Below are 25,365 nucleotides of genomic sequence, written 5' to 3' on the forward strand. Positions count from 1 at the left end.
CAGGTGGGGATGGTTGTGGACAAGTGCTGTGGGTAAGTGAAGGTGCTTCGGATTCGGCGGCGGTCGGGCGCCTCAGGAAAAGCGACGAACGGTCCTCTCACGCGGGCGTGAAAGGACCGTTCATCACCCTCCTCGCCCCGTCTAGTCCTCCGTGTCCAGAGAGCGCGGCCGCGGCGAAGGCTTGCACCCAGGCGACCCCGGCGAGTTCTTCGCGACGGGAACCACCGCGAGCCGGCGCCGTCCCGGCATGGCGGCCACGAGAACGACGCCGAGCAGCAGCATCGCGGTACCCGACCAGAACATCGGCACCGTGTCGTAGGCGGCGTTGGTGTACGCCAGGTTCTTGACCGGTCCCTTCGGCGCCGCGCCACCGTTGTTGCCCGCGGGCGGCGGCGTCGCCGTGCCGCACTCGACACCACCGGCGGGCGCGTACGCGCGGGCGATCTGCTCACCGAGCGACACCTGGGCCAGCGACGAAGGCAGCTTCTTCGCGGCGTCCGGCGGCAGCGCCTTCTGCAGTGCCGTCGTCGGCAGGATCTGCAGGTCCAGCAGCCGCGCCGAGGCGCCCATCTGGAAGCCCTTGAACGGCGAGGTCATGTCGCTCGACCTCTGGTTCAGTCCGGCGATCGACAGCTTCAGCACCCCGAGGTCGAGCGTGAGCCCGTTCCCCGCCTCGCCGCCGGGAAGCTGCTTGGTGGCACCGTTCAGCATCTCGGCGAGCCCGCCGACGACCGGTACGTTCTTCAGCTGCTCGAAGCCCGGGGCCTGCTTGAGCGCCGGCAGCGGGATCCCGATCGGGATGTCCTTGGTCGGGTTGTTCGCGTCGAGGGTGAACAGCACCTTGTCGCCGCGGACGATCTGCAGCACCGGCGCGGTGTACTCGACCTTCGACGTCTTCTTGTCACCGGTCGAGGTGACCCGCAGCGTCGGCTGGCTGGCGACCTTGATCGTCAGGCCGAGCGGCGTGCCCTTCAGCAGTTCGATGTTGGCCGCCTGCAGGGTCGACGTCGATTCGACCGCCTTGTTCTTCGAACCGGGGATGTCGACCAGCCGCACGACCGAACGCGACGACAGCGTGTTCGGCAGGCTCAGCACCGCGCCCTTGCCGTCGGCGCTGGTGCTGGTGCCCGAAAGCAGCCCGCCCAGGTTCGCCAGCGGGCCGAGCGCGGACAGGCCGGCCTTGAGCTGGTCGGAGGCCTGGGTCAGCTGGTCGGCACCCGGGATGTTCGGGATGGTCGGCAGCAGCGCGAGGTTCGCGATCGACGTGCTCGAATCGGCGATCGTGCCGACGCACGGCCCGAGCGTCGGGCTCCAGCGCGCGTGCGCCTCACCGTTGAGCAGGCCGAGATTGAACAGCGGGTTCTTCGGCGCGTTGAGGCCGCCGCTGATCGGCTTCGGGTTGTCCGGCAGGGCCGTCTGCACGAGGCTGCCCGGCGTCTGCGGCGCGTTGCCCGCGGCGGACAGGCCGAACGGCGACGACTGCGCGATCGACTTTTCGTAGTTCAGGTAGGCCTCGGAGTTGGCCTGCGCGCTGGAAAGGCCCATCCCGGCTTCGAGCGCGGACTGCTTCGGCAGCAGCTCGCCCGCGCCGGGGAGGATGGCGCTGGTCGGCACCGCGTTCGGCAGCAGCCGCAGCACGCCGAGCGCCGCTCCCGCGTCACCGACCGCCTTGCCCAGCGGCTGCGGCCCGATCGGCGCCGACATCGGTGGCTGTCCCGGGTTCGCCGGATCGGGGATCGGCGTGGTCGGGATCGTCTGGGCGGTCGCCGGAGCCGCGGTCAGCAGGAGCAGGGCCGCGGCGGCCGGAAGCGCCAGCACACGGGGCAGTCGTTGCCGCATGAACAGGTCCTCCAGTGGGGATGGGCCGATCTTGGGGGACTGAGACCGGCGTCATAGGACCTTAACGACGGTGGCCCTGGAAGGTGACGTTCAAGCCTCCGCTACACTTGTCCCCGTCATCGGGTGCGAGCCCGATGTCCGCCGCCTTAGCTCAGTCGGCCAGAGCGATTCACTCGTAATGAATAGGTCAGGGGTTCGATTCCCCTAGGCGGCTCCCAGGTCAGCGGGGGTTCCGGGTAGGTCCGGAGCCTCCGCATGGCCCGTTTCGTGGCCCGAACGGGCGTAGAATCTCGGTCCATGGCCACCTCAAGCAAGCCCAAGCAGGGCAAACGCCGTGTTCGCGGCAAGATTGAGAAGCTGCCCAGCGGGTCACTCAGGGTGAAGATCTATGCCGGTATCGATCCGGTAACCAAGAAGGAATTTCACCTGACCGAGGTAGTTCCGGTGCTGCCTGACGGGCGCTCGGACTGGGACACGGCCGAGAAGGTCCGAACGAAGCTCCTGAACCAACTCGACGAGCAGCGCGCGCCGAAGACCAAAGCGACCGTCAACCAGCTCTTGGACAGGTACTTCAAGCACTTGACGGACAAGAAGCGGGCGACGAAGACCCTGACTAGCTATGAGTCGCTCGCGAGGAATCACATCCGCCCGTTGCTCGGTGAGACGCCGCTCACACGGATCTACGGCGAAGGGCTCGACTCGTTTTACGGGCAGCTTCGCACGTGTAGCGCTCATTGCGGGGGTGCCGAGTTCATCGAGCACCGCAAGAGCGGCGAACACGAGTGCACGGCCAAGTGTCGGCCGCACAAGTGCAAGGGCCTCGGTGACGCCTCTCTCGGCAAGATCCGGGCCATCCTGTCCGGCGCCGGTAAGTGCGCCGTCCGCTGGGAGTGGCTCGGCACGAACCGCTTCACCCTCGCGGACCCGATTCCGGCCGTGCCGTCGAACCCGAAGCCGCCAACAGCAGAGCAAGCCGCGTCGATCGTGACGGAGGCATGGCGTGAGACTGACTGGGGGCTTCTCGTTTGGCTCGCGTTCGTGACCGGGGCTCGGCGGGGCGAACTGTGCGCTCTCGCGTGGGACCGAATCGACTTCGGTACCGGAGTGCTGACCCTTCGATCCAGCATCGCGCAAGAAGGCAAGAAGACTTGGGAGAAGGACACCAAGACGCACCAACAGCGACGGATCGCGCTGGACGAGCAGACCTTGTCACTGTTGCGCTGGTATTTCGCGTTCTGTGCCGACAGGGCCGGACTCAAGGAGATGCCCGCTGATGCTCGCATCTTCTCGCTCCTGCCGGACGGTAGTACGTGGCTCAAGCCGGACTCTGTGAGTCAGCGCTATGACCGGATGTGCGGCCGCTTGGGGCTGAAAACGACCATTCACAAGATCCGCCACTACTCGGCAACCGAGCTGATCACGGCAGGCGTCGATATCCGGACTGTCGCCGGACGCCTCGGGCACGGCGGTGGAGGCACAACCACGCTCCGCGTGTACAGCGCTTGGGTTGCCGAGACGGACCAGCGCGCGGCCGGAACGCTCTCGGCGCGGTTGCCGGACTTGCCGGTGGCTATCAGCGAAGCGGGCAAGCTCGCGCCCGTTGCCCCCGTCGTTGTGGCGCCCGAGGACGAGAGTCCGTACAAGCGGATAGCCCAGGATCTTCGCGGCGCCATCGTGTCCGGCGTGCTCGTGCCCGGTCAGCTTCTCCCTACAGTCGCCGACCTGGCATCGCGGTACTCCGTGTCATTTGGGACGGCACAGCGCGCCATAGCCCAGCTCAGAGCGGCCGGGCTGGTCAGCGTCAGCCGGGGTAAGCGCGCCGTCGTCGCCGATCCTTCGGCAACCGCCAACGCCGAACCCGCGAAGGTTGTCGGCTTGCACACGGCCCGCCGGAAGTAGTCGGGCTCGCTCTACTGCGCGCCGACTGCGTCGAGCGCCCGCAGTACCGGGCCATAGACCTGAGCCGCCGGAACGAAGCGGGTCAGGTCGGCGCGACTGACCCAAATCGCCGCGACGTTCTCGACGACGTCCGCGTTGTGCGCTTCACCCGCCACGTAGTCGCAGAGGACGTACTCGCACAGGACGCCCGTGGCCGGGTGCAACCGTGTGCCGAGTTTGCGCGTGACGACGCAATGCACGCCCGTTTCCGCGAGGGTTTCGCGCACTGCGACGACCGCCGGGCGACTTCCCGGCTTGACCACCCCGGCCGGGAACTGCCATGAGATGCCGCTCGCGTCGTCCCCTCGGCGGCAGACGATGAGCACGTCAGTGCCGCGTACCACCACGGCGATCGCGACCCGCAACGGCTGAAACGTCGTTCCGGCGGGCCTGTCGAGTGGTGCTAGCAGTTCGTCGATCCTCATGCCGAAGATGTGCTCAAGAAGGCGAGCGGTCGCCGGACGGACCGCGCCGAGTGGCCTGCCGTCGGGGTGAGCACCAGCGACGAGCCGCCCAAGGTGTCGAACGCTGAGCGTGCCGGGCTCGTCGTGCTCCCTGGCGAACTCCTCGGCGAACTCTACGAACTCCTCGAACGTCTGCCGTCGCTCCCAGATCAGTTGTTCGAGCAAGGTCCGAGGTGCCGAGTCGTCGCCGTCCGCGTCTCGCATCTCTCTGCTCCTACCTCACTCCGAGTCGTGCTTATGGCGCCCACAAGTCGTGTGCGTGTCCTGGTAGCTGACCGGCGCCACCCAGAGACTTATTTCATTCTGTCATGAAGGTCAATTTAGACCTTGGGGAAAGGCGTGCCTGTGAGCTACGAACGGCCGGGTAGAGGAGCCGGGGTTTACGTATGTTGGCATCGGAGCGAGTACGGCGGACTGGATCACGCGGTCACCGATGAGGCGTTCTACAAGGGCAAACAGGCGCTATCCAGAGGTCGGTACGAAGCGCTATGCGGTCACATCGTGGTGGCCACGTCCATGTTGGTGCCGCCCGGGACTCCCTGCCCACGCTGCTCCGCGTTCTTGCAGGCACGGTCAACGCTGCCGACCGTCGAGCAACGTATGCGGCCGCCTCGGCATCGCAAGCCCGCGTTATGGCGCCGCCTGATCCGGCGCACGCAGCCGTCGCCAGTTCCTCAGGTGATTCCGCATCAGCGGCAAGCATCGGAGTGGGACCGACGGCCCCAAGTTCCGGCGGGGGCGGGCAGCGCCCCGAACGCGCCCGTTCCCGCCGGACGCCACGCCTTGCGGGGTGAGCGATGACCACTCGCTTGTTCTTCGGGCGCCAGTTGCCCGGCACGGTCGGCGAATCGCGCCGGGTGGTGCACGTGTTCAAGGTGCCGCCCGGGGAAGAGATCCCGAACCAACTGACCGCGTATTGCGGCGTGGTGCTCGGCCGCGACGAACTCGAACTACACGGCGAAGTTCGCGGGATGCCGTGCGAACGGTGTCTACGTGAGGCACCGACCCCCGCCCCGGAAGTGTCCGAGGGCGGATCACCTGATCACGAGGAGAGTGCACAAGCTAATGACGACTGACGTCTTTTCCGTGGTGCTGCTGTGGGCTGTGGCCGGGCAGCACTTCGGCCGCGAGGCCTATGCAGAGGTAGCCGCGAAGGTTCCGTGGCCATGGTTCCAGGGGCACACCCGGGCGCGGGCCATCGTCATATCGATCACGGTCGGCCTCACCTGGCCGGGGGTGCTTCTGCTCGACGAACTGTGTCGGATTCCGGCCGTAGAACGGCGGGTGACGGCCTTCTTGACTCCGCCGCGACACCAGGAAGCACCTCCCAAGGGCTGACCAAGTTGCCAGCACACCGTTGGCACACAACAAGAAAGAGGAATGTTGCGAAAATCTGCTATTGCGTTCACTGTCGCCGTGCTGGCTTTGCCCGGGTTGCTCGGCGCAAGTCCCGCGACGGCCGCCGTACAACCGAATCTGGTGGGTGGCCGGGAGGCCACGGGCGACACCGGTTGGATGGCGTCTGTGCAGTACGACGCTCCTGCACACGGCCGCTTCGCGTACCACACTTGCGGTGGCGCCCTGCTGTTCCGGAGCTGGGTCGTGACTGCTGCTCACTGCGTTACTGACATGCCCGGAGAGCCGGGCGGCGTCCCCACGTCGGCGAAAACGTTCTCCGTGCGGGTCGGTTCCAAGGACCGTACTCAAGGTGGTGAGACGGCCAAGGTTGACAAGATCGTCGTACACCCCGGCTGGAAGTGGGCGGCCGGGGCACCTGAGCAGGCGGTGAACGACATTGCGCTGCTCAAGCTCAATCGCGCGGTGAGCGCACAGCCGATCCAGCTCGGCGGGCACGCGGCCCGGCCGGGTTCCCGTGTGACGCTCTACGGCTGGGGCACGGACCAGCCGGACGGCGTCCCTAGCGGGCTGCCCGTTCGGCTTCAACAACTCGATACGACCGTTCTACGTCCGGACCGGTGCGCCGACGTTGCCCAGTCGGCGGCCGAGATCTGTACCAATAACCCGCACGGCACCGATGGGCCGGGTGCCGGGGACTCGGGCGGTCCGGCTATCGCGTTGGTGCGCGGGGTCCCAAGTCTGGTCGGCACGTGTAGCCGGGCTGGATCGCCGTATCCGGGGGTCCGGCCGACTGTCTACAGCAGTACACCGGACTTCCGGACCTGGCTCTATGACACGGCCCGAGGAGTCCCGGCCGCTGCATAGCCCCCTTGGTCAACCCGTCAGGCCCCCGGCGCACGAAGCCAGGGGCCTGACGGCTGCTTCACCGTGTCATAACCGAAGGACAGAGGAGAAACGGAGTGCTCTCCGCAATGCGTCGCAAGGGACACGAACGACCTGCCTCCATCGCGAGCTTCAGCCGAGATCTTGACCCCGTGTTGACCGCACCCGCGCGCTTGTTCATCGTGACCTTGCTCGCCGAGATGCGATGGTGCGCGTTCGGTTTCATCTGCGATGCGCTTGGAGTGACGTCCGGGACTTTGTCCAGTCAGCTCATGAAGCTGAGCGCGGCGGGCATCGTCGAGGTTCACCGGAGCAAGGGCCGTCGAACGTGGGTCCGGCTCACCCCTGAAGGCTGCGAGCGGCTCGCCAACCATCTGGAGGCGTTGCAAGCCATCGTCTCCCGCGCGGCGGAACTCGTCGAAGCAGGCGCGGCAGCGTGCGACGGGCCACCTCCGGCCGACGAACTGTGACGGTCTTCGGACGTGTCACAGACCTGGCCTCAGGAAGCCGTTTTGAGACGGGTGAGACGGGTTCCGGCGTGCCCGTCTCACCCGTCACAGATCACGTATCCCCTGCTCGGCGGGTGTTTGTACCCGTCACGCCGCCTGTGACGGCGTGACGGGTACGTGAGACGGGTTACGGGTCGTCCCCGTCGAGCCCATCGGGATCGATCGCGCCGCTACCGATGGCTTCGAGGGCGGCCCGAATGTCGGCCGTGAAGTAGCCGCGTACCTGACGCGTGCGGCCATCCTTGCCTGCCACGCGGTCCCGCTCCGAACGACACCCGAAGTCGCCCATCCGACGCCCGAACGCGGTCGGTTCGACTTCGAGCGCGGAGACCAATTCGGACGTTGGTACGAAGTCCCGGCCGTCCTCGTCGAGGTCGTCGCCGAGGTACGCGACGACTGACGCGAGCGGTTCGGGCAGCTCGATCGGCTCGGCCGGTTCCGGCGCCTTGCCGTCGTTGCCTGCGCCGATGGCACGGGCAACCGCTGCGTGGTCCAGCGTCGGCGCGGTGTCCTGTCCGGCGGCGTGTCCGCTGAGTGTCCCGGCTGCTTCCCGAACCGCTCGGCCCTGCTGACAGATGGCGTGCCAATCCTCGTTCGGCATGTAGTACGTCCGAACCATCATCGCGAGCACGTCCGCACCGGCCGCCGTATCCCCGTCCGGTCGCAAGATGCCCACGCCCTTGTGCGACGGCAGGAGACGGCTTGAGTCGAACCCTCGCGTGTTCATCTGCTCGCCTAGCACGATATTCGAGTCGCGCCAGTCCATCACCCGAAGCGCGAACCGCGAGCCGAGCACTGCCCGAAGCCCGGACGGAATCGTCTTCGAGTCTGGCCGTTGCGTCGCCAGTACCAACACGATCCCGGCCGCTGGTCCCTTCTTTGCGAGCCACGTCAACAGCTCGCCGACGTACTCGCCCGCGGTGACCTTCTTTCCCTGCACTACAACGGGAGTCCGGTCCTCCAAGGGCACTTGGACCTCATCAACGAAGATGCCCGTAATCGGCATGTTCAGCTCCCCGTCTCGGGACATCTCCGGGGTGACTTTTGACTCCGGACAGGTCAGGTCGTCGAGGTCCCGCATCCGTCGGAACCGGCCTTGTACCTCGGCGACCAGTTCCACTAGCCAGTCGATCAGGGCCAAGACATGCTCGCTCTCGTCGCCGGCCATGAACCGGTGAGCCACCTGGCCGGCGGCGTCCCAGTCCTTACCGGCTTTGAAGTCCGCCACGTAGAGCCGGACCCAGGGGTCCAAGATGAGTCCCGAGGCCGCGAGCCGTGCCGCGAACGTCTTCCCCTGCCGAGGAATCGCACCGACCAGAAGCGACGTCCAAACCAACGGCAGGTCGATCCGACGGTCTCGCGCATCCCGGCCGAAGGGAACCGGCCGCCACGCGTCCCACTTCGGCACCCCGAGCAGCGGAGTACGCAGCGGCGGCGAGCTGTACGGGTCCTCGTCGGCAACCCACATCGAAACCCGCCCGGCGTGCCCACCGTTGCCGCGCACACGCTCAACGATGAGCTGTACCTCATCCACCGCCAGGGCCGACGCGAGCGCATCCCGATTCTTGACGACGTCGGCCGCCTTCCGAGTGGCCGGAAGGTCGACCACGATTGCCCACCCGTCTCCGATGCGGTGTGCCCTCTCGACCAACCGGAGACTCTCGTCCTTGCCGATCAGCTTCGCGTCTCGGTACGCGTCCACGAGGACTTGCGGGTCCATCGTCCACGTGAGCGTCCGTGGACCCGCAAGCGCCGGTTTCCGGCCGGGGCTGCCGTCCTTGCGGCGGCCAAGGATCGCCAGAGCGACTGACGCGACGACCCCGGCTATCCACAGCGGATCGGCGCCGTACACGAGATCGGTCACAGCGACCACCAGAGCCACGACGGCGGTCACGGCACCTGTGACCTTCCAACGGAACAGAGTGAGTTCACGAATCTCCGTGAACTTGTCGGCGAGCTTCTCCGACTCCTCGGCCGCCGTGCGGTAGTCCCGCACTGCTACCCACTTCCGCCACCACCGAGCGCCGACGACCAGACCGCGCACGACCGCGCCGACGTACCGCCATGGCGACTTGAGCACTGCCACTACCGCGTCCTTGGCAGCCTGCACGGCCTGTGCCTTGCTCTTGAGTGCACGCGGCACGCGCGGCGAGTGCTGCCACCACCGAACGAACCGGCGCCGGATGGTCCGGCGGCGTGGTTGCGGCAACGTGTCGTCGATCAGCTCGGCTTCGAGGACGGGGCCGACGTGCTCGACGTCTCGTGAACCCTCGCGGGCGGTGAGGGTGGCAGCGTTCACGGGTGTCTTGTCTTCCGCGTTCATGACTGTGTCTCCTCTCCGTCCGGCGTGCTGTTGAGTTCGTCCGCGAGCGCGGCGGCCAACTGAGGTGACAGCCCCCGAGAGCAACCGGTGACCTCGCGGATCCATGCGGGGGTAATGACCACGTCGGGTGCCCACGCTCGCCTTGCGTCCCCGAGGTAGTCCGCGAACAACTTCCGTCGTGTCGACTTCGTTCGCCGCTCCTTGCTCGGCTTCGGCTTACGCTCCTCCGGAGGTTTGTCGACCAGCGTGGGCGGCTCGGCACGTTCGGCGGCTTCCGTGAACGCTGCGTTCACGGCCTCGGTGAGCTTGTCCCGTAGGTCCGTGATCGCCTCGGCGGCGGCGAACACGATCAGCGGGGGAACCGAATGCAGCACTACCCCCGCGAGCGACCCGGCCGCGAACGACGCCCAGGTGTTCATGACATACGTCGCGCCCAACGCCAACCACTTGGCTGCGCGGACCCATCGGCCCGTGTGGACCTGGTACCGCGCGGTCACCTGCTCGGCTCGCAGGATCGCCAATAGGACCAGCGACACCGTTGGGTCAAGGAGCCAAGCAGCCAGCCATGGCAACGACCACGGGACCGAACCAGCAGCGGCGAACCACTGCACGTTGGCCATCGTGAACGCTAGACCCAACACGATCCCCGCCCAGCACAACCGATCCACTTGGGCCCGGACACGTTCGACTCTTAGCGCGATCACATCCGGGTGGTCCTGCCAGCGGCGAACCTCGGCCGCATCGGCAGCATCGCGGGCGAGCCGCTGCGCCGGAGTCGGGGCGGGCGGCCGCCCGGAGGCGGCCACCCCTTCCAACCCGATTCCCTGTGTCTGTTCGGTCATCGTCGACCACCACCACGATGGTTGGTCGCGTCGAGCGATGTGACGGTCAACGCGCGGGTAAGCACGTGAGCCGCAATCAAGTTCGGCACGCCGAGCACCACGATGAGCAACGTGGGGTTGCCGGGATGTGTGATGACCAGCCATTGAACGCCCGTGAACGCGGCGCCCGTGAACAAGACGCGTCCGGCGAGTGAAACCATCCGCGCGGAGGCACGGGCCGCGTCGGCGGCACGCCGCGCCTTGCGTGCGCCGAACCGCCAGACAACGAACAAGGCGAGCAGGACACCGATTCCGGCGAGGATCTGAGTTGGCGTCAGGTTGACCGTCATCGCTGCTCACCTCCCGCCTGGTTAGCTCGGCGCATCTGCCAGATTCGATGTACGGCCCGGCGGTCGGAGTCGGCGAGAGCACCCCAGACTCCGATCGTGTCGGCACCGGCCGACCGGAGTTCGAGTTCTAGGCACTCATCGATGACCGGGCACCCGGCGCACATCCGCGCAGCCAGTTCCCTGTCTGGCGTGTCCTCTCCGGACAGTTCTGGAATCTCCGTGCGGTCGTATGCCCAGAAGCACAGACCGTCTCTTGTGACAATCTCGGTCAGTACGTCGTCCGGAACGGCGGCGTAGCGGTCCAGCTTGTCGGCAATCTCCTCGTACTCGTCCCAATTCACTGCGACGCACCCCCTGCCACCTGACCGGCCTCGCGCTCCATGCGGCGCTTGGCGATCAACTCGGCGAGATCGATGCAGCCGCCAGACGACGTGACCTCGGCGATCAGTTCGTTTAGGGCGGCGGCGGGAACGACGTAGCGAGAGCGGATGCGGACGGCAGGGAACGCGTTATCGCGGATGGCGCGGTACAGCGTCACCGGATTGACGCGCAGAATGCGCGCCACTTCCCCGACTGTGAAGAACGTCGGCGTGACGTTCTGGTGGGTATCCATGAGGTATCCCTTGGCTAGAAAGTCTTATTTGAATCTGAGTTACGGGATGATTTCATCCCGTAACGGCACAAAAGGGTCCGAATGTGTCCGCGCGGGCGCGGAGTGTGGGCGGCCGAATGGCGAGCCGCGCTAGTCTCGGCGTCGAGGCGGAGCGCGGAGGAATACGTGTCGGAAGACTGGGCGGCAGTCGCAAGAGCGATCAATCAGCGCATGACTGAGATCGGTATCAGTCAGCGCGAGCTCATTGCGCGCTCGCAGGTTTCCAAGGCGACTGTTCGCGAAATCCAGCACAACACGGCGCAGCGTCGCCGCAGTGACCGCACGCTTGAGGCGTTGTCCCTTGCGCTTGACCTGCACGCGGGCCACCTTGCGGCGGTACTTGCGGGCCGTCGTCCCCCGGAGGTAGGGGAACCAACGATGCGGGGGGATGACGACATCCCGGGCCGACTTGCGGTCATTGAGCACCAGTTGCGTGAAATTACCGCTCGGCTTCGCGAAATGGACGGGCTGAGCGATCGGCTCGACGAGGTTAATGCCAACGTCGCGTCGGTCCTTAATCGCTTGCCCGCGGACCGTGATTCGCGTCGCCGGTGAGGGGTTCGAATGGCTTTCTTTCATGCCTCTAAGTCAACGTCGAACCGCCGTCGCAAACGATGCATCACCAGTGCATCGGCAGTGCACAACCAGTGCACTGCCGATGCATTTTCTCGTCTTGGGGGGTGTTCGTTCTGGAGTTCGTGAACGAATGGACCGGACGGACGGCGTGCGCGTTGCAGGCTGCTCTACGTATGAGCAACGAGGGGTTTGCGCAGCACTTGGGCGTCGCGAAACGGACAGTTGCGGCCTGGCACTCCAAGCCGGACGTCACGCCACGGTCGGAGATGCAGGACGCGCTAGATACCGCGTTCGAACGCGCCTCGGACTCGGCAAAGGCGCGTTTCAAACGGCTCATCGAGCCGGAGGGCGAGCCTGCCGTGTCGGACGTCGGTGGTGATGCGGTCCAGGCGCTCACGATCGCGATTGCCGTCGTTGTCGACGAAACGCGCGTGTTGATCGTCTGTCGTCGAGGCGAAGACGGCGGCGGTATTTCATGGCAGTTCCCGGCTGGGATGGTCAAGCCTGGAGTGCCAGCGGAAAGAGTCGCTGTCCGCGAGACGCTCGACGAAACCGGGGTTCATTGCTCGGTCGTCCGCAAGATCGGAAGTCGGCTTCATCCGATAACTCACGTTCAGGCGGAGTACATGCTATGCGAGTACCTGACAGGGGAGGCGCAGAACATGGACGTCCTGGAGAATGTTAGTGTTGTATGGGTCGAGAAGGCCGAAATAACTCGATTTATCCCGCCGGACCAAATTTTCCCACCCATATTGGAAGTCTTGGAGATACCGGAATGACGGAGACAGCGGACGTTAACAAGGAAAAGCCGATCTCGGCGGCTGTCATTGTGCATGAGGGTCGTGTCTTGTTGGTGCGTCGGCGCGTTAAGGAGGGGAGTCTGTCATGGCAGTTCCCCGCTGGGGAAGTCGAAGAAGGCGAGGCGGCAACTGCTGCCGCCGTTCGCGAGACCCGCGAGGAAACCGGACTTGAGGTTAAAGACGTCTCGGTACTCGGCGAACGCGTCCACCCCAACACCGGCAGGACGATGATTTATGTCGCTTGTCGGGTTATTGGCGGCACTGCTGCCGTCGTAGATGACGACGAACTGGCCGAGTGTGCTTGGTCCGACGGCCAGCAGTTGACTAACTACGTTCCTTACCCGTTCTTTGAGCCGGTTCAGGAGTACTTGGACTTATATCTGTCGAAGTAGTTCAGGCCCTGCGTCGTCCGAAGTGGTCGACGCAGGGCTCGGTCCTTATTCTCGCTGGAATAAGCCGGTTGATCTACCTAGCTACACCTCACTGGGGTCAAGGTTTACGTAGCCGCGAGGATGAGGATCTGAAGATTGGTTCGGATCGCTCGTGTCTTCGATGTCTGCTGACCCAATTTCATAGGCATACGACCAGTTTCCTGCCGCAAACATGGCCATTACCTGGGCGCCGACTCCGGCGGGCTTAGTAACGTACAGATGCCCCGCACTCTCTTTGCACGACGTCGCTTCGTGAAACTTGAAGATCTTCTTTTTGGTATGAACTTCGATCGCCATGGCGCACCTTCCCTTCGGTTCGGTGCACGTAAGTCGCTTATGTGACGTCAGCTGTTACAGGCAATGTGGTAGCACGGGGACTCAGGCGGGGGCATGAGGTTGGAATGAGTGCGGCCCGCGACAGTCGAAGCCGTGCGCGGGCCGCTTGCGCCGTAGGTAGGTCAGTACAGTACGTCGCCGAGGCGTTCGTGCACGACACCTGAGTGCAACAACCCTGGGATGGGCACGCCTCCGATAGAAGTTCTGGTACTTGCAACGTCCATAAGTGAGGCTGACGGGAGTGTATCGAGAATGGCGATCGCTCGGCGTGCCCACTTGCCCGCCGTGTCGAACTGGCGGGTGCCGTCTACATCCTCGTTTCGATACCGACAAGCGAGTGCATATGCAGTCTCGGCTGCTGCTCTCCTGTCGGTGACAGATTCGGCCTCGAACGCGGCGCATAGCTCGGCTAGCGAAGTGCTGCTTTCCGTTTCGTGGGCCATTCTGGTAGCCGTCCGTCAGTAGGCAAGCTTCTCGGCAAGGGTTTCGTAGTCGAACTGCTCGGCCGCGCCGAACCAGAGTTCCACCTCGTACTTGGCCTCTTCGGAGTTGCCGGACGCGTGCACGAGGTTCATCACGGCCTTGCCGCTCACTTCGGACGATGCCTTGGTCTGGTGAGCGAAATCGCCGCGTACGGTGCCCGGCGCGGCTTCGTTAGGGAACGTCGGACCGATGATCTTCCGAACCTTGGCCACGGCGTCGACCCCTTCAAGGGCGAGCGCGATAACTGGTCCAGTCTGCATGAATGCAGCCGTCGTGTTGTAGATCTCGGTACCGGCGCGCTCTTCCAAGTCGAAGTAGTGCTTGCGCGTGAACTCGGCATCCATGTGTTTCATCTTCACGCCGACGACCTTGAGTGCGGCGTCCTCGAAGCGAGTAAGGATGCGTCCCGCGAGTCCTCGTACAAGAGTGTCGGGCTTGAGAAGTACAAGGGTCCGTTCGACGCCGAGGTCTGACGAGTCAGTCATGGTTCCCCTTACTGTCTGTGAGATGTGTGAATCGTACCGCGTTATCGCGCCGCTCACTCGGTAGCTTCAGCGCCTCATTGAGGGTGACACCTCTGGCAAGTCGAAGTTCCTTTGGAATTAGCTCTAAAAGAGTATTGACGCCTGGTTGCTTAGGGGAAATAATATATCGCTTGGTCATTTGGGTGACGAGGGGAATTCGTGGCCGCAGAGTACTTTTCAGGCGAGAAATTCACATCGTGGCTGAAAGGGGTTGTAAAAGCGCCGACCTATCGAGTGATTGGAGACGATGAACCTTCTCGAAATGTTCGCAGGGTAATTATTCGCTCGGAAAATCGCTTGCGAACGTGGCGGACAGGGCGGGCGGTGTCGGCATGGCTGACTCTCCTTTTTGCTGTTCTGTTGACGGCGCTTGTGGTTTTTCATGTTTGGCGCCAATTTATTGAAACTGGCTGGTTGTACTACTCTATTCTCGGCTTGGCGATCGCGCTAACCTTGTCGGCGGCCATCCTGACCTTGATGTTTGTGTGGAATTGCTCTGTCGGTCGTGTCGACCTGGCGACGATGCGCGAACTGTATAATGAGAGAGTTGCGGATGAACTTGACGATGCCGTCGACGACGATGATGATCACAAGCTACTGAAGGTGCGGCATCAGTATCGCGAGAGTGCCGCAACGGTAATTGAAGACTATAGGCAACAGGCTAGCCGATATAAACGTCGTCACGATCGTTTTCAGACGATTACTATCATTGGATCAGTTGCAACCTCTGCTATCACGACTGCATCGGTTTCATTCTCGATATTCCGAGTGCTTGCTATTGTCATTAGTCTGGTGGTTGGGATAGCTACTGGAATTAATGGCTATTATAAGTTCCGGGAACGCTCATTCAACCTGCAGCAAGCGTCGGACTTGGTTGAGCGAGAGTACAATTCAGTTCAGCTCCGCGTTGGGCGATATGCGCACTGTTCAGACGAGGCGGATGCCTATCGTCTGTTCTGTCAGCAGGTTGAGATGATCCGCGACGAGCAGAGCAAGCGTCAGCAACAGCTTGAGCAGCCGGTGGAAACTAAGAAGGAGTGATCGGCCGAAGAGTCGCCGTGTCTCGATTCGGGAGGCGGGAGGAGATTTGGATGGCAGGGCCTTCGTGGGCCACCGCGTTGACAAGGCCGAGCACATTCCCTGTGTCACGTAGTTCTGTCACGTTCCGTAATGACTGGTCGTGCCAAGGGGCTTGCTTGGGAAGTGATCTGACTCACAGTTTTTATGGACCGGATCGTGGACCGAACTGGGGTGCAATGGTGCAGCTGGAGGCATCTCGGTCCATGTCAAGGGAACTCTAATGCCTGGTAGAAGTCATATTGATCAAAGACGGGCACACTCGTAATGAATAGGTCAGGGGTTCGATTCCCCTAGGCGGCTCCGCAGGTCAGGGCCCCATTCGGAACACTCCGGATGGGGCCCTGACTCGTTTCCGGGCCGGCATCGGGGCCGCGCCGAAAGTTCACCCGTTGGTGTCACTCTTGAGGAACATCCGCGACAGCGACGTGCCCACCCCCGTGAGGTGCTCGACGAGCGTGTCCGCGTCCGCGTCGAGCAGCCCGGAGCGCCACGCGAGCATGATCTCCACGAAGCCGCCGATGCCCAGCAGGACATTGACCCGGAACTCCAGCCCGTCCACGTCCGGCTTCAGATGCGGTCGCGCCAGGTCGATCAGCAGCCCGGTGGTCTCCTGGACGGTCTGCCGCCGCAGTTGCTCCAGCACCGCGCTGCCCGCGTGGTCGCCGAACAGGATCTGCGCGCGGGCCGGCTCTTCCTGCACGTGGTGCACGACGACGTCGACGGCGGCGCGGAGCTGGTCCAGCGCGGGTTGCTCGATATGGGCGGCGACGGCGTCGAGGACCATCCGCAGGGTCTCGTCGCGGACCTGTTCCCAGGCGGTGGCGAGCAGCGCGTCGCGGTTGGCGAAGCTCTCGTAGAAGTACCGGTCGGTCAGGTTCGCCCGCGCGCAGACGCCGCGCATGGTGACCGCCGCCCAGCCCTGTTCCTGCCAGATCTCCAGCGCGGCGCCGAGGAGTGTCAGCCGCCGTTCGGCGCGGCGTTCGTCGGCGGTTTTGCCGCTGTAGCGGCGGGACGCGGTCACCCCTCCATCTTGACAGCAGGTGCCCTCAGATTCATTCTGAGGGCATGCGACCGCAGAATGGCCTGCGAGCCGGGTTGGCCTCCGCGCTGACGTCCGCCTTCGTGCGGCCGATCGCCAACGCGATCCCGGCCAATCGCGCGGGGGTCGCGTTCTCCCGGGCCTTCATCGCGAGCGGTTTGTGGCTGGCGTCGCCGCCGTTGAAGGGGAGCCGCATCGAGCCCGGCATCCGCGGCGAGTGGGTCCGCGCGCCCGAGGTGAGCGAGGGCAACGCCGTGGTCCTCTACATCCACGGCAGCGGTTACGCGCTCTGCTCGGCGCGCACGCATCGCGGGCTGACCACGCGGGTCTCCGACGGCACCGGGCTGCCGGTCTTCGCCTGCGAGTACCGGCTCGCGCCGCGGCATCGCTTCCCGAGTGCCGCCGACGACGTGCGCGCGGCCTACGACCGGCTCCTCGGCCAGGGATACCGCCGGATCCTCGTCGCGGGCGACTCCGCGGGCGGGCATCTCGCGGTCGACCTCGCGGCGCAGCTGATCCGGGAACGAAAAGCCCCGCCTGCCGCGTTGGCGCTCTTCTCACCGCTGTTCGACGTGACGTTTTCGCTGGCCGCCCAACGAGAACGCATGCGCCCGGATCCGATGATCTCCGCCGCCGCGGCCGCGCGGCTGGTCGGTCTGTACACAGTGGACGCCGACCTCGCGTCGGCGCGGCTGCGGTTCGCCTTCGACGACATCAAGGGCTTCCCGCCGACGATCATCCAGGCCGGCGGGCTCGAAATGCTCGCCGCGGACGCCATCGAGCTGGCCAGGGCGCTGCGCCGCGCGGGAGCGGACTGCGAACTCGACGTGGTCCCCGGCCAGATGCATGTCTTCCAGGCCTTGACCCGCTTCGTCCCCGAAGCGGCGCCGGCGATGGAGCGGGCTTGCCGCTTCCTCACCGGGAACCTTCCAGCGATCGTGAGGGCGGCATGACCAAGCGGACCCACGGAGCACATGCCGTCGTCACCGGCGCGGGCAGCGGGATCGGGCGGGCGATCGCTGCCGAGCTCGTCCGGCGCGGCAGCCGCGTCGTCTGCGCCGACATCGACCTCGAAGCCGCCGAAGAAACCGCGAAAACGCTCGATAACGCGGTCGCCATCGCCTGTGACGTGTCCGATGTGGACGAAGTCGCGGACATGGCGAGCCAGGCGCGGTCCTGGTTCGGCCGCGAGCCGGACCTCGTCGTCAACAACGCGGGGATCGGTGCGGGCGGCAAACTCGTCGGGGAGAGCCCGCTGTCCGATTGGCGGCGGACGCTCGGAGTGAACCTCTGGGGCGTGATCCACGGCTGCCACACCTTCGTCCCCGCCATGCGCGCGGCGAAGGCGGGCGGCGTCATCAACGTCGCATCGGCCGCCGGGTTCACCGCCGCGCCGCGGATGGCCGCGTACAACGTGAGCAAGGCAGGGGTCGTCAGCCTTTCCGAGACCCTCTCCGCCGAACTGTCCGGCACCGGCGTCGCGGTCACCGTGCTGTGCCCGACCTTAGTGCGCACCAACATCTTCGGCGGCGAGCTCATCGAAGACGAGGCCCGTGGGCTCGCCAAGCGGGTTTCCGACGTGGTCGGGTTCTCGCCGGAGCGCGTCGCGAAGATGACGCTCGACGCCCACGATCGCGGCCGCCTGTATGTGGTGCCGCAACCCGACGCCCAGCTTCTGTGGCACGCCAAGCGGTTCGTGCCCGTCCCGTACACGCGGATCGCCGGTCTGCTCGGCCGGTTCCTGCCCGCCGAAAAGGAGAAGTGATGGCCTACGACTTCGCCGCGATGCTCCAGACCATCAAGGACAAGCAGTGGTCGCTGGCCGACATCGACTGGGACGCGCCCGGCGCCGAGACGATGACCGACGATCTGCGCGCCAAGATGCGCCCGTTCATGGCCGATCTCGTCTGGATCGAGCACGTCGGCGCCCGCGGGTTCGCCTCGCTGGCCAAGAAGGCGCCGACGCCGGTCATCCAGGAGATCTATCGCTACTTCCACGCCGAGGAACAGAAGCACGCCAACGCGGAACTGGCGCTGATGAAACGCTGGGGCATGCTCGACGAGCACGGCTCGATGCCCGAGCCGAACATCAACGTCAAGCTCGCCATCAAGGTCCTGGACGACTACGGCGACACACTGCCGCTGACGGCGCTCGCCACGCTCATCCCGCTGCTGGAATGCGCGCTGGACGGCGCACTGGTGAAGTTCCTGCTCGAAGAGGTCTCCGATCCGGTGTGTCACCAGGTTTTCCGGCATATCAACTCCGACGAGGCCCGGCACATCACGGCCGATTTCGAGGTGCTGGAACTGATCGGCGCCGGATCGACGACCAAACTGCTCACCGAATCGATCGGTTCGCTCAAACCTCAGATCGTCCTCGGCCTGATCGTGGTGTTCGTCCCGCTGATCAACAAGATGCGGGACAACATCGTCGCGATGGGCCTGCCGGAGAAGAAGCTGTACAACGCCGTGAAGCGGTTCACCACCATCGGCGGCCGCGGCGAGTTCACCAAACGCATCCCGGCGTACCACGTGCTCAAGGCACAGGCGGCGATGATCGTCGACCGCTCGCACGTCTACCACCGGCTGCTCGCCGACCCGATGGTCAAGGTGACCCGTTTGATCCCCGCCCGGCTGCTGGGAAAGCCTCAGTCGTGGACCGAGGAGATCACCCACGAACCGGTCGCGTCATGAGCCTCGGCGACTTCCGGGGCGAGGTGCTGCGCGGCACCGAATGGTTCGGGCACGACTTCACCGGGCAGCGCGTCGCCGTCGTCGCGCCCGGCCGCGAGGCGGCGCAGATCGTGCCCGAGGTGGTGGCCACCGCGCGCTCGGTGAAGGTGTTCCAGGAGGAGCCGGACTGGGTGGTGCCGATGCCGGTACCCGGGCCGACCGTCCTCGGCGTCGCCGTCGCCCGGGTCTTCCTGCGCTGGCAGGTGAAAGACCCCTGGATCCGCAGGCTCCTGACGCCCGACCGCCGCTTCGGCTCACGGCGGACGGCGCCGGGCCTCGGCTACTACGGCGCGCTTCGGCGGCCCGGCTGCAAGCTCATCACCTGGCCGGTCTACGCCTTCGCGCCACACGGAATCCGCACCGCCGAAGGTATCGAGCACCAGGCCGACGTCATCGTGCTCGGCGTGAGTTCGCTGTTCGCCAAGGAAGGACTTCCCGCATGACGCCGGACCACGAGATCGCGATCATCGGCGGGGGATTCTCCGGGATCGGGGCCGCGATCCTGCTGCACCGAGCCGGTTTCGAAGACTTCCTGATGCTGGAGGAGGGCGACGGTGTCGGCGGCGCCTGGCACTGGAACACCTATCCCGGTGTCGCCGTCGACATCCCGTCGTTCAGCTACCAGTTCTCGTTCGAGCAGATCTCCGGCTGGTCACGGGTCTACGCTCCCGGCCGCGAACTGAAGGCGTACGCCGACTACTGCGTCGACAAGTACGACATCCGCCGCCGCACGCGCCTCGGCAGCAAGGTCGTCTCCGCGACCTTCGACGACGAGACGCATTTGTGGCGCCTCGAAACCGCCGAAGGCCGGCCGCTGACGGCGCGGTTCGTCGTCGGCGCGACCGGCGTGCTCACCCAGCCGAAGCCGCCGGACATCGACGGGATCGACGGTTTCCGCGGCACGGTGATGCATACCGCGCGCTGGGACCACGGCGTGGACCTGCGGGGCAAACGCGTCGCCGTGGTCGGCACCGGGGCCTCGGCCGTGCAGGTGATCCCGTCCATCGCGCCGGAGGCCGCGCGGCTGACGGTGTTCCAGCGCACGCCGATCTGGTGCCTGCCCAAACCCGACGCCGCGCTACCCCGGACGGCACGGCTCGCGCTGCGGCGGCTGCCGGGCGCGAAACTGGTTTCCCGGCTGGCCAGCCAGGCCCTCGTCGAGGTGACCTTCCCGCTGGCCGCGCATTTCCACAATCTGCTGCCGACCGCGGGCGCCGGCGAGCGGATCGGGCGCGCGCATCTGCGCCGCGCGGTCAAGGACCCCGAAACCCGCGAGAAGCTGACGCCGCGCTATGCCTTGGGCTGCAAGCGGCCGAGCTTCTCGAACGAATACCTCCAGACGTTCAACCGGGACAACGTCACGCTGGAGACCACCGGCATCGACGCGATCACCGAATCCGGCGTGCGCACCCTCGACGGCACCGAGTATCCGGTCGACGTCCTGGTGCTGGCGACCGGGTTCAAGGTGTTCGAGAAGGGCAACATGCCCGCTTTCACCGTGCGCGGCGCGGGCGGCGCCGATCTGGAGAAGTTCTGGGAGGAGAACCGGTTCCAGGCCTACCAAGGTGTCAGCGTCCCCGGTTTCCCGAACCTTTTCACCGTTCTCGGGCCCTACGGCTACAACGGTTCCTCGTACTTCAACCTCATCGAGACGCAGACCGCGCACATCATCCGCTGCCTGCGCAACGCGCACAAGACCGGCGCGACCCGCGTGGAGGTCACGAGCGAGGCCAACGACCGGTACTTCCGGAGCATGCTGGACCGGCGCAAACACCAGGTTTTCTTCCAGGACAGCTGTTCGCTGGCCAACAGCTACTACTTCGACGCGAACGGGGACGTGCCGTTCCGCGCCTCGCCCACGCTGGAAACGATGGTGACCAGCCGGTTCTTCGACCTCGACGACTACGCCTTCGCGGACGGCCGGTGAACACTGGCTGAAGTCCGCCGTCCCCGGCCGTGACGGGCCTTAGGTTCGATTCCCCGAACCTGGAGGCTCGTCTTGGAAGGCTTTCCCTGGGACGTCCTGCTCGCGGTGGCCGGGATCGGTGTCCCGGCCGTCGCGTTCCTGTGGGAGTTCGTGCTCGTCGGCCGCAAACGGCTCGGCTACCGCGTGCAGATGGACACCCCGACGGCGTCCGGGCGCGGGTTCGCGCCGACGGCCGACGCGCTCGCCCAGTTGCAGCACGAGAACGGCGAGCGGCTCGTCGACCCGTCGTTCGTCCTGCTGCGCATCGAGAACAACGGCACCACCGACATCGACACCGACGACTACGCGGTCAACGAGAACGACCGCGTCGGTATCCGCGTGAAGTTCCCCGGCCGCACCGTGGCCGGGATGGTGGTGACCGAACTCAGCTCGCCGCATCTGCACGAATGCTTCGGCGACGACTCCGGGTGGGGCGCGCGCGACGAGAACCCCGAACGGCCCTCCGGCGTGATCGACCTGCCGAGGGTGCCGCTGAACCGCGGCGCGCACTACAAGATCCTCGCCGTGCTCGACCGCGTCCCCGACGGCTCGCCCGACGATTTCGACGATCCTCAGGTCATCGGGGAGATCAAGGGCGGCAGCCTCCGTGAGACCAAGAGCCGCACCGGGCCGACGGGCTCGGTGATGGCGCTGATCCTGTTCCTCGTCGTGATCAGCATCTTCCAGCTGACCCGTTCGCTGTTCTTCGACGAGAAGCCGCCGCCGCTGGACTGCGCGTCCGGGAAGCTCACGATCACCGGATCGACGGCCTTCGCGCCGGTGCTGAAGGAAGCGACGGCTTCGTACGCGAAGACGTGCCCGGGCGCGTCGTTCGTTTTCGACACCCGGGGGAGCGCGGAGGGACTCGGCAGCCTGAACCAGGCCGGGAACGACGGCGTGCTGGCGTTCTCCGACGGCGCCAAAAGCGAGGGCTTCCCGCAACTGCTGCCGCGGCCGGTCGCGTTCTCGCTGTTCACGCTCGTGATCAACGCCGAAGCCGGGGTCCAGGACCTCACGCTCGCCCAGATCCGCGACGTCTACGACGGCAAGATCGCGAACTGGCGGGAGATCGGCGGCAAGGACCGGCCGGTCCGGCTCGTCGACCGGCATTCCGACTCCGGTACGCGGCGGACGTTCGAGGGCCGGATCCTGGCGGGCAAGCGTGAACCGGGCGACAACTCCGACGACTGTCTCAAACCGGCGCCGGGTGCCCAGCCGGGAGTGGTGCGGTGCGCGAAGCCGTCCACGAACGACGTCCTCGACGCGGTGTCGCGGGTGCCGGGCGCGCTCGGCTACAGCGAACTGGGCGCCGCCACGAAACGCGAGGACGTGCGGCCGGTGCGGATCGACGGCCACCAGGCGACCCTGGAGGGCGCGATCCACGCGGCCTACCCGTTCTGGGAGACCGAGTACGCGTACACCTTCGGCGAGCCGAAGGCCGACTCTCTCGTCGCGAGCTTCCTGCGGTACCTGACCAATCAGGTCGGCAAGGACATCGTGCGGTCGCACGGGCACCGGCCGTGCGCCGAGCTGGCGAATCCGGTGCTGTGCCGTCCGGGCGCGTGAAGGCGTGACCGGCGCTCAAGTGTCAGGAAAGGGTCTTTCAGGACGAAAAATGTCCTGAAAGACCCTTTCCTGACATCCGGGGAGAGCGCGCTCAGGCAGGCGGCTTCAGGGTGACGACGGTGGCGCTGGTCTCGCCACGCGGCGTCCGGTACTTGATCTCGTCGCCCTCCTTGGCGCCGACGAGCGCGAGGCCGAGCGGGCTGTCCGAGGTGACCGTCGAGGCGTCCGCGTCCTCGCCGGGGATCGTGACGATGTGGAGCTCGTCCTCGTCGCCGTCGGCGAACCTGAGGGTGACGGTGGTGCCGTCGGGGAGCAGGCCCTTGCTGTCACGGCCGCCGTGTTCGAGCTTCGCCGCGACGTCGGCGATGCGCCGGTCGAGGTAGGCGGCGGCCTCCGCGCGGTCCAGCACCTCCGCCTGGTCGGCGGCGTCGCCGGTTCGTTCCTGCTCGCCGACGAGCGGCGCCATCGCGTCGCGCTGCGCACGCAGATCGGCGAGTTCCTTCTCCAGCTGCCGTCGTGCGGCCGGGCTGAACCCGTTGTCCCCTGAGGTCACCATGCCGGGCATTGTCCGCTACGGATCGGCGGCTAGCCACCTAGATTTTTCACCCGCTGTGATCGGACAGGACGGCTGCCCTAAGCTTCAGGGCTCGTGTCCTGACTACTTGGTGTAAGGAACTTCGTGACCGCCGTTCCCGGCCGCAGCGCGCGGCTCTCCCCCAATCAGCTGCAGAAACAGGAACAGATCGTCGAAGCGGCGCGTGTCGTGCTCGCCAGGGACGGGCTCGCGGGCTGCACCGTGCGGGCGATCGCGGACGCCGGGCCGCTCACGAAGAGTGCGATTCATTACTACTTCGCGGACATCGACGTCTTGATCGACCGCGCGATGGCGGCGCACATCACAACGTTCACCGCCGATTTGCGCAAAATATCGGCGAAACACGATCACCCGGATGAGCGGCTCTTCGCGGCGCTGGAGGCCTTCCTCGCCGAGTTCTCCGGCCGTCCGAACGCGGCCTTCCTCTGGTTCGAGTACTGGATCGCCGCGGGCCGCGCGCAGCACCCGCAGGCCATCGACGTCATGCTGACCTCGATCACCGAACTGCTCGCGGAACTGCTCGCCCCGCTCGACGTCGAAGACCCCAGGGCGCGTGCGCGGGCCCTACTGTCCTATCTGCTCGGCGCGATCGTCCAGCAGCGCGTCCGGCGGCGGCCGTTCGCCGCACTGCGTGGTGACATCGAAGCGCTCTGTTTCGCGAACTACGGCTAGAAATACGCATTAGATCCGTAGCGTTACGGATTGTTCGCTCTTCCGGCTCCGGTCATGGTGAGGTTCCCCTTCCCTTGCCTGAGAGCTAGGAGACGACGATGCGCATAAGACGGTGCATGGCCGTGGCGATCGCGGCCGTCGCGGCGTTCACCATCCCGGTCGCCGCGAGTCCGGCGACCGCCGACCAGCAGACCGAGGACGCGCAGGTCCAGATCTACGAGGTCTTCGGCACCGGGACTTCCCAGCAGCGCACCCAGATCTCCCGGCTGGGCGTCGATGTCCTCGGCTCGGCGGGCGGCACGACCACGTTCATCGGCGAGGCGAGCGACGCGGCGAAGATCCGTTCGCTCGGTTACCGCGTCGAGCAGCGCGGCGTGGTCGACCGGTCGGAGAAGGCCGGAACCAACGCGATCAACGACTTCCCGCCGTCGGACTCCGGTTTCCACAACTACGCCGAAGTCACCACGGAGCTGCGCAACGCCCAGTCGAACCACGGGTCGATCGCGCGGTTGAGCAGCGTCGGCAACTCGTATCAGGGCCGGGCGCTGAACATGCTCAAGATCAGCGACAACGTCGGCACCGACGAGAACGAGCCGGAGGTGATGTTCACCTGCAACCAGCACGCGCGTGAGCACCTCACCACCGAGATGTGCCTGCGGATCGTGAACCGGTTCACCCAGGGCTACGCCTCGGACCCGGCGATCAAACGGTTCGTCGACAGCACCGAGATCTACGTGATCCCGAACGTCAACCCCGACGGCTCGGAGTACGACATCTCCGGCGGCAGCTACAAGTACTGGCGCAAGAACCGCCAGGGCAACGGCACCGACCCCAACCGCAACTGGGGTTACAACTGGGGCTGCTGCGGCGGTTCGTCGGGCTCGACCACCAGTGAGACCTACCGCGGCCCGTCGGCGTTCTCCGCGCCGGAGACCAGGGCGGTGTCCAACTTCGTCAACTCGCGCAAGATCGGCGGCGTCCAGCAGATCAAGGCGAGCATCGACTTCCACACCTACTCGGAGCTCGTGCTGTGGCCGTTCGGCTTCACCTACAACGACACCGCGCCCGGCATGACGGCGGCCGAGGCACAGCGGTTCCAGACGCTGGGGCGGCAGCTGGCGGCGACCAACGGCTACACGCCGCAGCAGTCGAGCGACCTGTACATCACCGACGGGACGATCGACGACTGGCTGTGGGGCACCCACAAGATCCTGAGCTTCACCTTCGAGATGTACCCGCGGGGTTCGAACCCCGGCTTCTACCCTCCCGACGAGGTGATCGTCCGGGAGACCACCCGTAACGACAAGGCCGTGGATCTCCTGCTGAACACCGCCATCGGCTGACGCCACAGAGCTCCGTGAAGGCCTCCTTCCCTACTCTCAAGGTAGGGAAGGAGGCCTTCACGGACTTTCGCACATAGGGTGCGG

Annotated in this window: 28 protein-coding genes and 1 tRNA gene; 18 read left to right on the forward strand and 11 right to left on the reverse strand. The window is 65.6% G+C overall.

Features of this window, described 5'->3' with window-relative positions:
- Positions 1-141: 141 nt before the first annotated feature.
- Complete coding sequence (locus ACIBTM_RS10050) at positions 142-1,839, reverse strand: hypothetical protein (protein ID WP_395876151.1); 1,698 nt, start codon at positions 1,837-1,839, stop codon at positions 142-144.
- 140 nt (positions 1,840-1,979) lie between these two features.
- Here ACIBTM_RS10050 and ACIBTM_RS10055 point away from each other — a divergent pair.
- Positions 1,980-2,053: transfer RNA gene (locus ACIBTM_RS10055), tRNA-Thr, on the forward strand.
- An 83-nt stretch (positions 2,054-2,136) separates the two neighbouring features.
- The gene (locus tag ACIBTM_RS10060) at positions 2,137-3,738 is read left to right on the forward strand and encodes a tyrosine-type recombinase/integrase (RefSeq protein ID WP_395876152.1); all 1,602 of its coding nucleotides are present in this window, start codon (positions 2,137-2,139) and stop codon (positions 3,736-3,738) included.
- Positions 3,739-3,749: 11 nt separating this feature from the next.
- Here ACIBTM_RS10060 and ACIBTM_RS10065 read toward each other — a convergent pair whose 3' ends face one another.
- Positions 3,750-4,445: an NUDIX hydrolase gene (locus ACIBTM_RS10065; RefSeq protein WP_395876153.1), complete on the reverse strand. Its 696-nt coding sequence runs from the start codon at positions 4,443-4,445 to the stop codon at positions 3,750-3,752.
- 593 nt (positions 4,446-5,038) lie between these two features.
- On the opposite strand from ACIBTM_RS10065, the gene ACIBTM_RS10070 reads away from it, so the two are divergent.
- The 4 genes from ACIBTM_RS10070 to ACIBTM_RS10085 all read left to right on the forward strand — a co-directional run bounded on the left by ACIBTM_RS10070 (position 5,039) and on the right by ACIBTM_RS10085 (position 6,952).
- The gene (locus tag ACIBTM_RS10070; protein WP_395876154.1) at positions 5,039-5,317 is read left to right on the forward strand and encodes a hypothetical protein; all 279 of its coding nucleotides are present in this window, start codon (positions 5,039-5,041) and stop codon (positions 5,315-5,317) included.
- Positions 5,307-5,579, forward strand: a complete 273-nt coding sequence (locus ACIBTM_RS10075; RefSeq protein WP_395876155.1) for a hypothetical protein — start codon at positions 5,307-5,309, stop codon at positions 5,577-5,579. Before ACIBTM_RS10070 ends, ACIBTM_RS10075 begins: the two co-directional genes overlap by 11 nt.
- Positions 5,580-5,621: 42 nt before the next feature.
- On the forward strand, positions 5,622-6,464 hold the full coding sequence (locus tag ACIBTM_RS10080) for a S1 family peptidase (RefSeq protein ID WP_395876156.1): 843 nt from the start codon (positions 5,622-5,624) through the stop codon (positions 6,462-6,464).
- Between the two features lie 170 nt (positions 6,465-6,634).
- Positions 6,635-6,952: a transcriptional regulator gene (locus tag ACIBTM_RS10085; RefSeq protein ID WP_395876157.1), complete on the forward strand. Its 318-nt coding sequence runs from the start codon at positions 6,635-6,637 to the stop codon at positions 6,950-6,952.
- A gap of 166 nt (positions 6,953-7,118) precedes the next feature.
- Here the strand turns inward: ACIBTM_RS10085 and ACIBTM_RS10090 are convergent, their stop codons facing one another.
- From ACIBTM_RS10090 to ACIBTM_RS10110, 5 genes are all read right to left on the reverse strand, one after another.
- Positions 7,119-9,077, reverse strand: coding sequence for a cell division protein FtsK (locus tag ACIBTM_RS10090; RefSeq protein ID WP_395876158.1), 1,959 nt, complete (start codon positions 9,075-9,077; stop codon positions 7,119-7,121).
- A 233-nt stretch (positions 9,078-9,310) separates the two neighbouring features.
- The gene (locus tag ACIBTM_RS10095; protein ID WP_395876159.1) at positions 9,311-10,156 is read right to left on the reverse strand and encodes a hypothetical protein; all 846 of its coding nucleotides are present in this window, start codon (positions 10,154-10,156) and stop codon (positions 9,311-9,313) included.
- Positions 10,153-10,485: a hypothetical protein gene (locus ACIBTM_RS10100; protein ID WP_395876160.1), complete on the reverse strand. Its 333-nt coding sequence runs from the start codon at positions 10,483-10,485 to the stop codon at positions 10,153-10,155. Before ACIBTM_RS10100 ends, ACIBTM_RS10095 begins: the two co-directional genes overlap by 4 nt.
- Positions 10,482-10,826: a WhiB family transcriptional regulator gene (locus ACIBTM_RS10105; protein WP_395876161.1), complete on the reverse strand. Its 345-nt coding sequence runs from the start codon at positions 10,824-10,826 to the stop codon at positions 10,482-10,484. The genes ACIBTM_RS10100 and ACIBTM_RS10105 overlap by 4 nt, the downstream gene beginning before the upstream one ends.
- Positions 10,823-11,098, reverse strand: a complete 276-nt coding sequence (locus tag ACIBTM_RS10110) for a helix-turn-helix domain-containing protein (protein WP_395876162.1) — start codon at positions 11,096-11,098, stop codon at positions 10,823-10,825. The genes ACIBTM_RS10105 and ACIBTM_RS10110 overlap by 4 nt, the downstream gene beginning before the upstream one ends.
- A 165-nt stretch (positions 11,099-11,263) precedes the next feature.
- On the opposite strand from ACIBTM_RS10110, the gene ACIBTM_RS10115 reads away from it, so the two are divergent.
- The 3 genes from ACIBTM_RS10115 to ACIBTM_RS10125 all read left to right on the forward strand — a co-directional run bounded on the left by ACIBTM_RS10115 (position 11,264) and on the right by ACIBTM_RS10125 (position 12,905).
- Positions 11,264-11,692: a transcriptional regulator gene (locus tag ACIBTM_RS10115; protein ID WP_395876163.1), complete on the forward strand. Its 429-nt coding sequence runs from the start codon at positions 11,264-11,266 to the stop codon at positions 11,690-11,692.
- A gap of 125 nt (positions 11,693-11,817) precedes the next feature.
- Positions 11,818-12,492, forward strand: coding sequence for an NUDIX domain-containing protein (locus ACIBTM_RS10120; RefSeq protein WP_395876164.1), 675 nt, complete (start codon positions 11,818-11,820; stop codon positions 12,490-12,492).
- The gene (locus ACIBTM_RS10125; protein ID WP_395876165.1) at positions 12,489-12,905 is read left to right on the forward strand and encodes an NUDIX hydrolase; all 417 of its coding nucleotides are present in this window, start codon (positions 12,489-12,491) and stop codon (positions 12,903-12,905) included. Before ACIBTM_RS10120 ends, ACIBTM_RS10125 begins: the two co-directional genes overlap by 4 nt.
- A gap of 81 nt (positions 12,906-12,986) precedes the next feature.
- Here ACIBTM_RS10125 and ACIBTM_RS10130 read toward each other — a convergent pair whose 3' ends face one another.
- Both ACIBTM_RS10130 and ACIBTM_RS10135 read right to left on the reverse strand, forming a co-directional pair.
- The gene (locus ACIBTM_RS10130) at positions 12,987-13,241 is read right to left on the reverse strand and encodes a hypothetical protein (RefSeq protein WP_395876166.1); all 255 of its coding nucleotides are present in this window, start codon (positions 13,239-13,241) and stop codon (positions 12,987-12,989) included.
- A 497-nt stretch (positions 13,242-13,738) separates the two neighbouring features.
- Positions 13,739-14,248 (reverse strand): nucleoside-diphosphate kinase, encoded by a 510-nt coding sequence (locus tag ACIBTM_RS10135; protein WP_395876167.1) that lies wholly within the window; start codon positions 14,246-14,248, stop codon positions 13,739-13,741.
- Between the two features lie 198 nt (positions 14,249-14,446).
- On the opposite strand from ACIBTM_RS10135, the gene ACIBTM_RS10140 reads away from it, so the two are divergent.
- The gene (locus ACIBTM_RS10140) at positions 14,447-15,328 is read left to right on the forward strand and encodes a DUF4231 domain-containing protein (protein ID WP_395876168.1); all 882 of its coding nucleotides are present in this window, start codon (positions 14,447-14,449) and stop codon (positions 15,326-15,328) included.
- 421 nt (positions 15,329-15,749) lie between these two features.
- On the opposite strand, the gene ACIBTM_RS10145 is transcribed toward ACIBTM_RS10140, so the two are convergent.
- Positions 15,750-16,388, reverse strand: coding sequence for a TetR/AcrR family transcriptional regulator (locus ACIBTM_RS10145; RefSeq protein ID WP_395876169.1), 639 nt, complete (start codon positions 16,386-16,388; stop codon positions 15,750-15,752).
- 44 nt (positions 16,389-16,432) lie between these two features.
- Here ACIBTM_RS10145 and ACIBTM_RS10150 point away from each other — a divergent pair, with 44 nt between their 5' ends.
- The 6 genes from ACIBTM_RS10150 (at position 16,433) to ACIBTM_RS10175 (ending at position 22,671) form a co-directional block, all read left to right on the forward strand.
- Positions 16,433-17,359, forward strand: coding sequence for an alpha/beta hydrolase (locus tag ACIBTM_RS10150; RefSeq protein ID WP_395876170.1), 927 nt, complete (start codon positions 16,433-16,435; stop codon positions 17,357-17,359).
- On the forward strand, positions 17,356-18,171 hold the full coding sequence (locus ACIBTM_RS10155) for an SDR family NAD(P)-dependent oxidoreductase (RefSeq protein WP_395876171.1): 816 nt from the start codon (positions 17,356-17,358) through the stop codon (positions 18,169-18,171). Before ACIBTM_RS10150 ends, ACIBTM_RS10155 begins: the two co-directional genes overlap by 4 nt.
- Positions 18,171-19,100, forward strand: a complete 930-nt coding sequence (locus tag ACIBTM_RS10160; protein WP_395876172.1) for a ferritin-like domain-containing protein — start codon at positions 18,171-18,173, stop codon at positions 19,098-19,100. The genes ACIBTM_RS10155 and ACIBTM_RS10160 overlap by 1 nt, the downstream gene beginning before the upstream one ends.
- The gene (locus tag ACIBTM_RS10165) at positions 19,097-19,582 is read left to right on the forward strand and encodes an FAD-dependent oxidoreductase (RefSeq protein WP_395876173.1); all 486 of its coding nucleotides are present in this window, start codon (positions 19,097-19,099) and stop codon (positions 19,580-19,582) included. Before ACIBTM_RS10160 ends, ACIBTM_RS10165 begins: the two co-directional genes overlap by 4 nt.
- Positions 19,579-21,066, forward strand: coding sequence for a flavin-containing monooxygenase (locus tag ACIBTM_RS10170; protein WP_395876174.1), 1,488 nt, complete (start codon positions 19,579-19,581; stop codon positions 21,064-21,066). The genes ACIBTM_RS10165 and ACIBTM_RS10170 overlap by 4 nt, the downstream gene beginning before the upstream one ends.
- A gap of 72 nt (positions 21,067-21,138) precedes the next feature.
- On the forward strand, positions 21,139-22,671 hold the full coding sequence (locus ACIBTM_RS10175; RefSeq protein WP_395876175.1) for a PstS family phosphate ABC transporter substrate-binding protein: 1,533 nt from the start codon (positions 21,139-21,141) through the stop codon (positions 22,669-22,671).
- A gap of 91 nt (positions 22,672-22,762) precedes the next feature.
- Here the strand turns inward: ACIBTM_RS10175 and ACIBTM_RS10180 are convergent, their stop codons facing one another.
- Positions 22,763-23,227 (reverse strand): GreA/GreB family elongation factor, encoded by a 465-nt coding sequence (locus ACIBTM_RS10180; RefSeq protein ID WP_395876176.1) that lies wholly within the window; start codon positions 23,225-23,227, stop codon positions 22,763-22,765.
- A gap of 123 nt (positions 23,228-23,350) precedes the next feature.
- Between ACIBTM_RS10180 and ACIBTM_RS10185 the strand changes: the two genes are divergently transcribed.
- Together ACIBTM_RS10185 and ACIBTM_RS10190 are read left to right on the forward strand one after the other, a co-directional pair.
- A complete protein-coding gene (locus tag ACIBTM_RS10185; RefSeq protein ID WP_037335180.1) occupies positions 23,351-23,938 on the forward strand; it encodes a TetR/AcrR family transcriptional regulator in 588 nt (195 codons plus the stop codon).
- 116 nt (positions 23,939-24,054) lie between these two features.
- On the forward strand, positions 24,055-25,281 hold the full coding sequence (locus tag ACIBTM_RS10190; RefSeq protein WP_395876779.1) for a M14 family metallopeptidase: 1,227 nt from the start codon (positions 24,055-24,057) through the stop codon (positions 25,279-25,281).
- Positions 25,282-25,365 lie beyond the last annotated feature (84 nt).

The organism is Amycolatopsis sp. NPDC049868, from assembly GCF_044461365.1.
Lineage (GTDB): Bacteria > Actinomycetota > Actinomycetes > Mycobacteriales > Pseudonocardiaceae > Amycolatopsis.

Excerpts from the sequence above, each read along its gene's own strand:
- ACIBTM_RS10100 (WP_395876160.1), bottom strand. The coding sequence starts at position 10,485 with ATGACGGTCAACCTGACGCCAACTCAGATCCTCGCCGGAATCGGTGTC.
- ACIBTM_RS10155 (WP_395876171.1), top strand. The coding sequence starts at position 17,356 with ATGACCAAGCGGACCCACGGAGCACATGCCGTCGTCACCGGCGCGGGC.
- ACIBTM_RS10165 (WP_395876173.1), top strand. The coding sequence starts at position 19,097 with ATGAGCCTCGGCGACTTCCGGGGCGAGGTGCTGCGCGGCACCGAATGG.
- ACIBTM_RS10075 (WP_395876155.1), top strand. The coding sequence starts at position 5,307 with ATGACGACTGACGTCTTTTCCGTGGTGCTGCTGTGGGCTGTGGCCGGG.
- ACIBTM_RS10065 (WP_395876153.1), bottom strand. The coding sequence starts at position 4,445 with ATGCGAGACGCGGACGGCGACGACTCGGCACCTCGGACCTTGCTCGAA.
- ACIBTM_RS10050 (WP_395876151.1), bottom strand. The coding sequence starts at position 1,839 with ATGCGGCAACGACTGCCCCGTGTGCTGGCGCTTCCGGCCGCCGCGGCC.
- ACIBTM_RS10070 (WP_395876154.1), top strand. The coding sequence starts at position 5,039 with ATGACCACTCGCTTGTTCTTCGGGCGCCAGTTGCCCGGCACGGTCGGC.
- ACIBTM_RS10150 (WP_395876170.1), top strand. The coding sequence starts at position 16,433 with ATGCGACCGCAGAATGGCCTGCGAGCCGGGTTGGCCTCCGCGCTGACG.
- ACIBTM_RS10125 (WP_395876165.1), top strand. The coding sequence starts at position 12,489 with ATGACGGAGACAGCGGACGTTAACAAGGAAAAGCCGATCTCGGCGGCT.
- ACIBTM_RS10170 (WP_395876174.1), top strand. The coding sequence starts at position 19,579 with ATGACGCCGGACCACGAGATCGCGATCATCGGCGGGGGATTCTCCGGG.
- ACIBTM_RS10095 (WP_395876159.1), bottom strand. The coding sequence starts at position 10,156 with ATGACCGAACAGACACAGGGAATCGGGTTGGAAGGGGTGGCCGCCTCC.
- ACIBTM_RS10080 (WP_395876156.1), top strand. The coding sequence starts at position 5,622 with ATGTTGCGAAAATCTGCTATTGCGTTCACTGTCGCCGTGCTGGCTTTG.
- ACIBTM_RS10060 (WP_395876152.1), top strand. The coding sequence starts at position 2,137 with ATGGCCACCTCAAGCAAGCCCAAGCAGGGCAAACGCCGTGTTCGCGGC.
- ACIBTM_RS10135 (WP_395876167.1), bottom strand. The coding sequence starts at position 14,248 with ATGACTGACTCGTCAGACCTCGGCGTCGAACGGACCCTTGTACTTCTC.
- ACIBTM_RS10160 (WP_395876172.1), top strand. The coding sequence starts at position 18,171 with ATGGCCTACGACTTCGCCGCGATGCTCCAGACCATCAAGGACAAGCAG.
- ACIBTM_RS10180 (WP_395876176.1), bottom strand. The coding sequence starts at position 23,227 with ATGGTGACCTCAGGGGACAACGGGTTCAGCCCGGCCGCACGACGGCAG.
- ACIBTM_RS10190 (WP_395876779.1), top strand. The coding sequence starts at position 24,055 with ATGGCCGTGGCGATCGCGGCCGTCGCGGCGTTCACCATCCCGGTCGCC.
- ACIBTM_RS10130 (WP_395876166.1), bottom strand. The coding sequence starts at position 13,241 with ATGGCGATCGAAGTTCATACCAAAAAGAAGATCTTCAAGTTTCACGAA.
- ACIBTM_RS10110 (WP_395876162.1), bottom strand. The coding sequence starts at position 11,098 with ATGGATACCCACCAGAACGTCACGCCGACGTTCTTCACAGTCGGGGAA.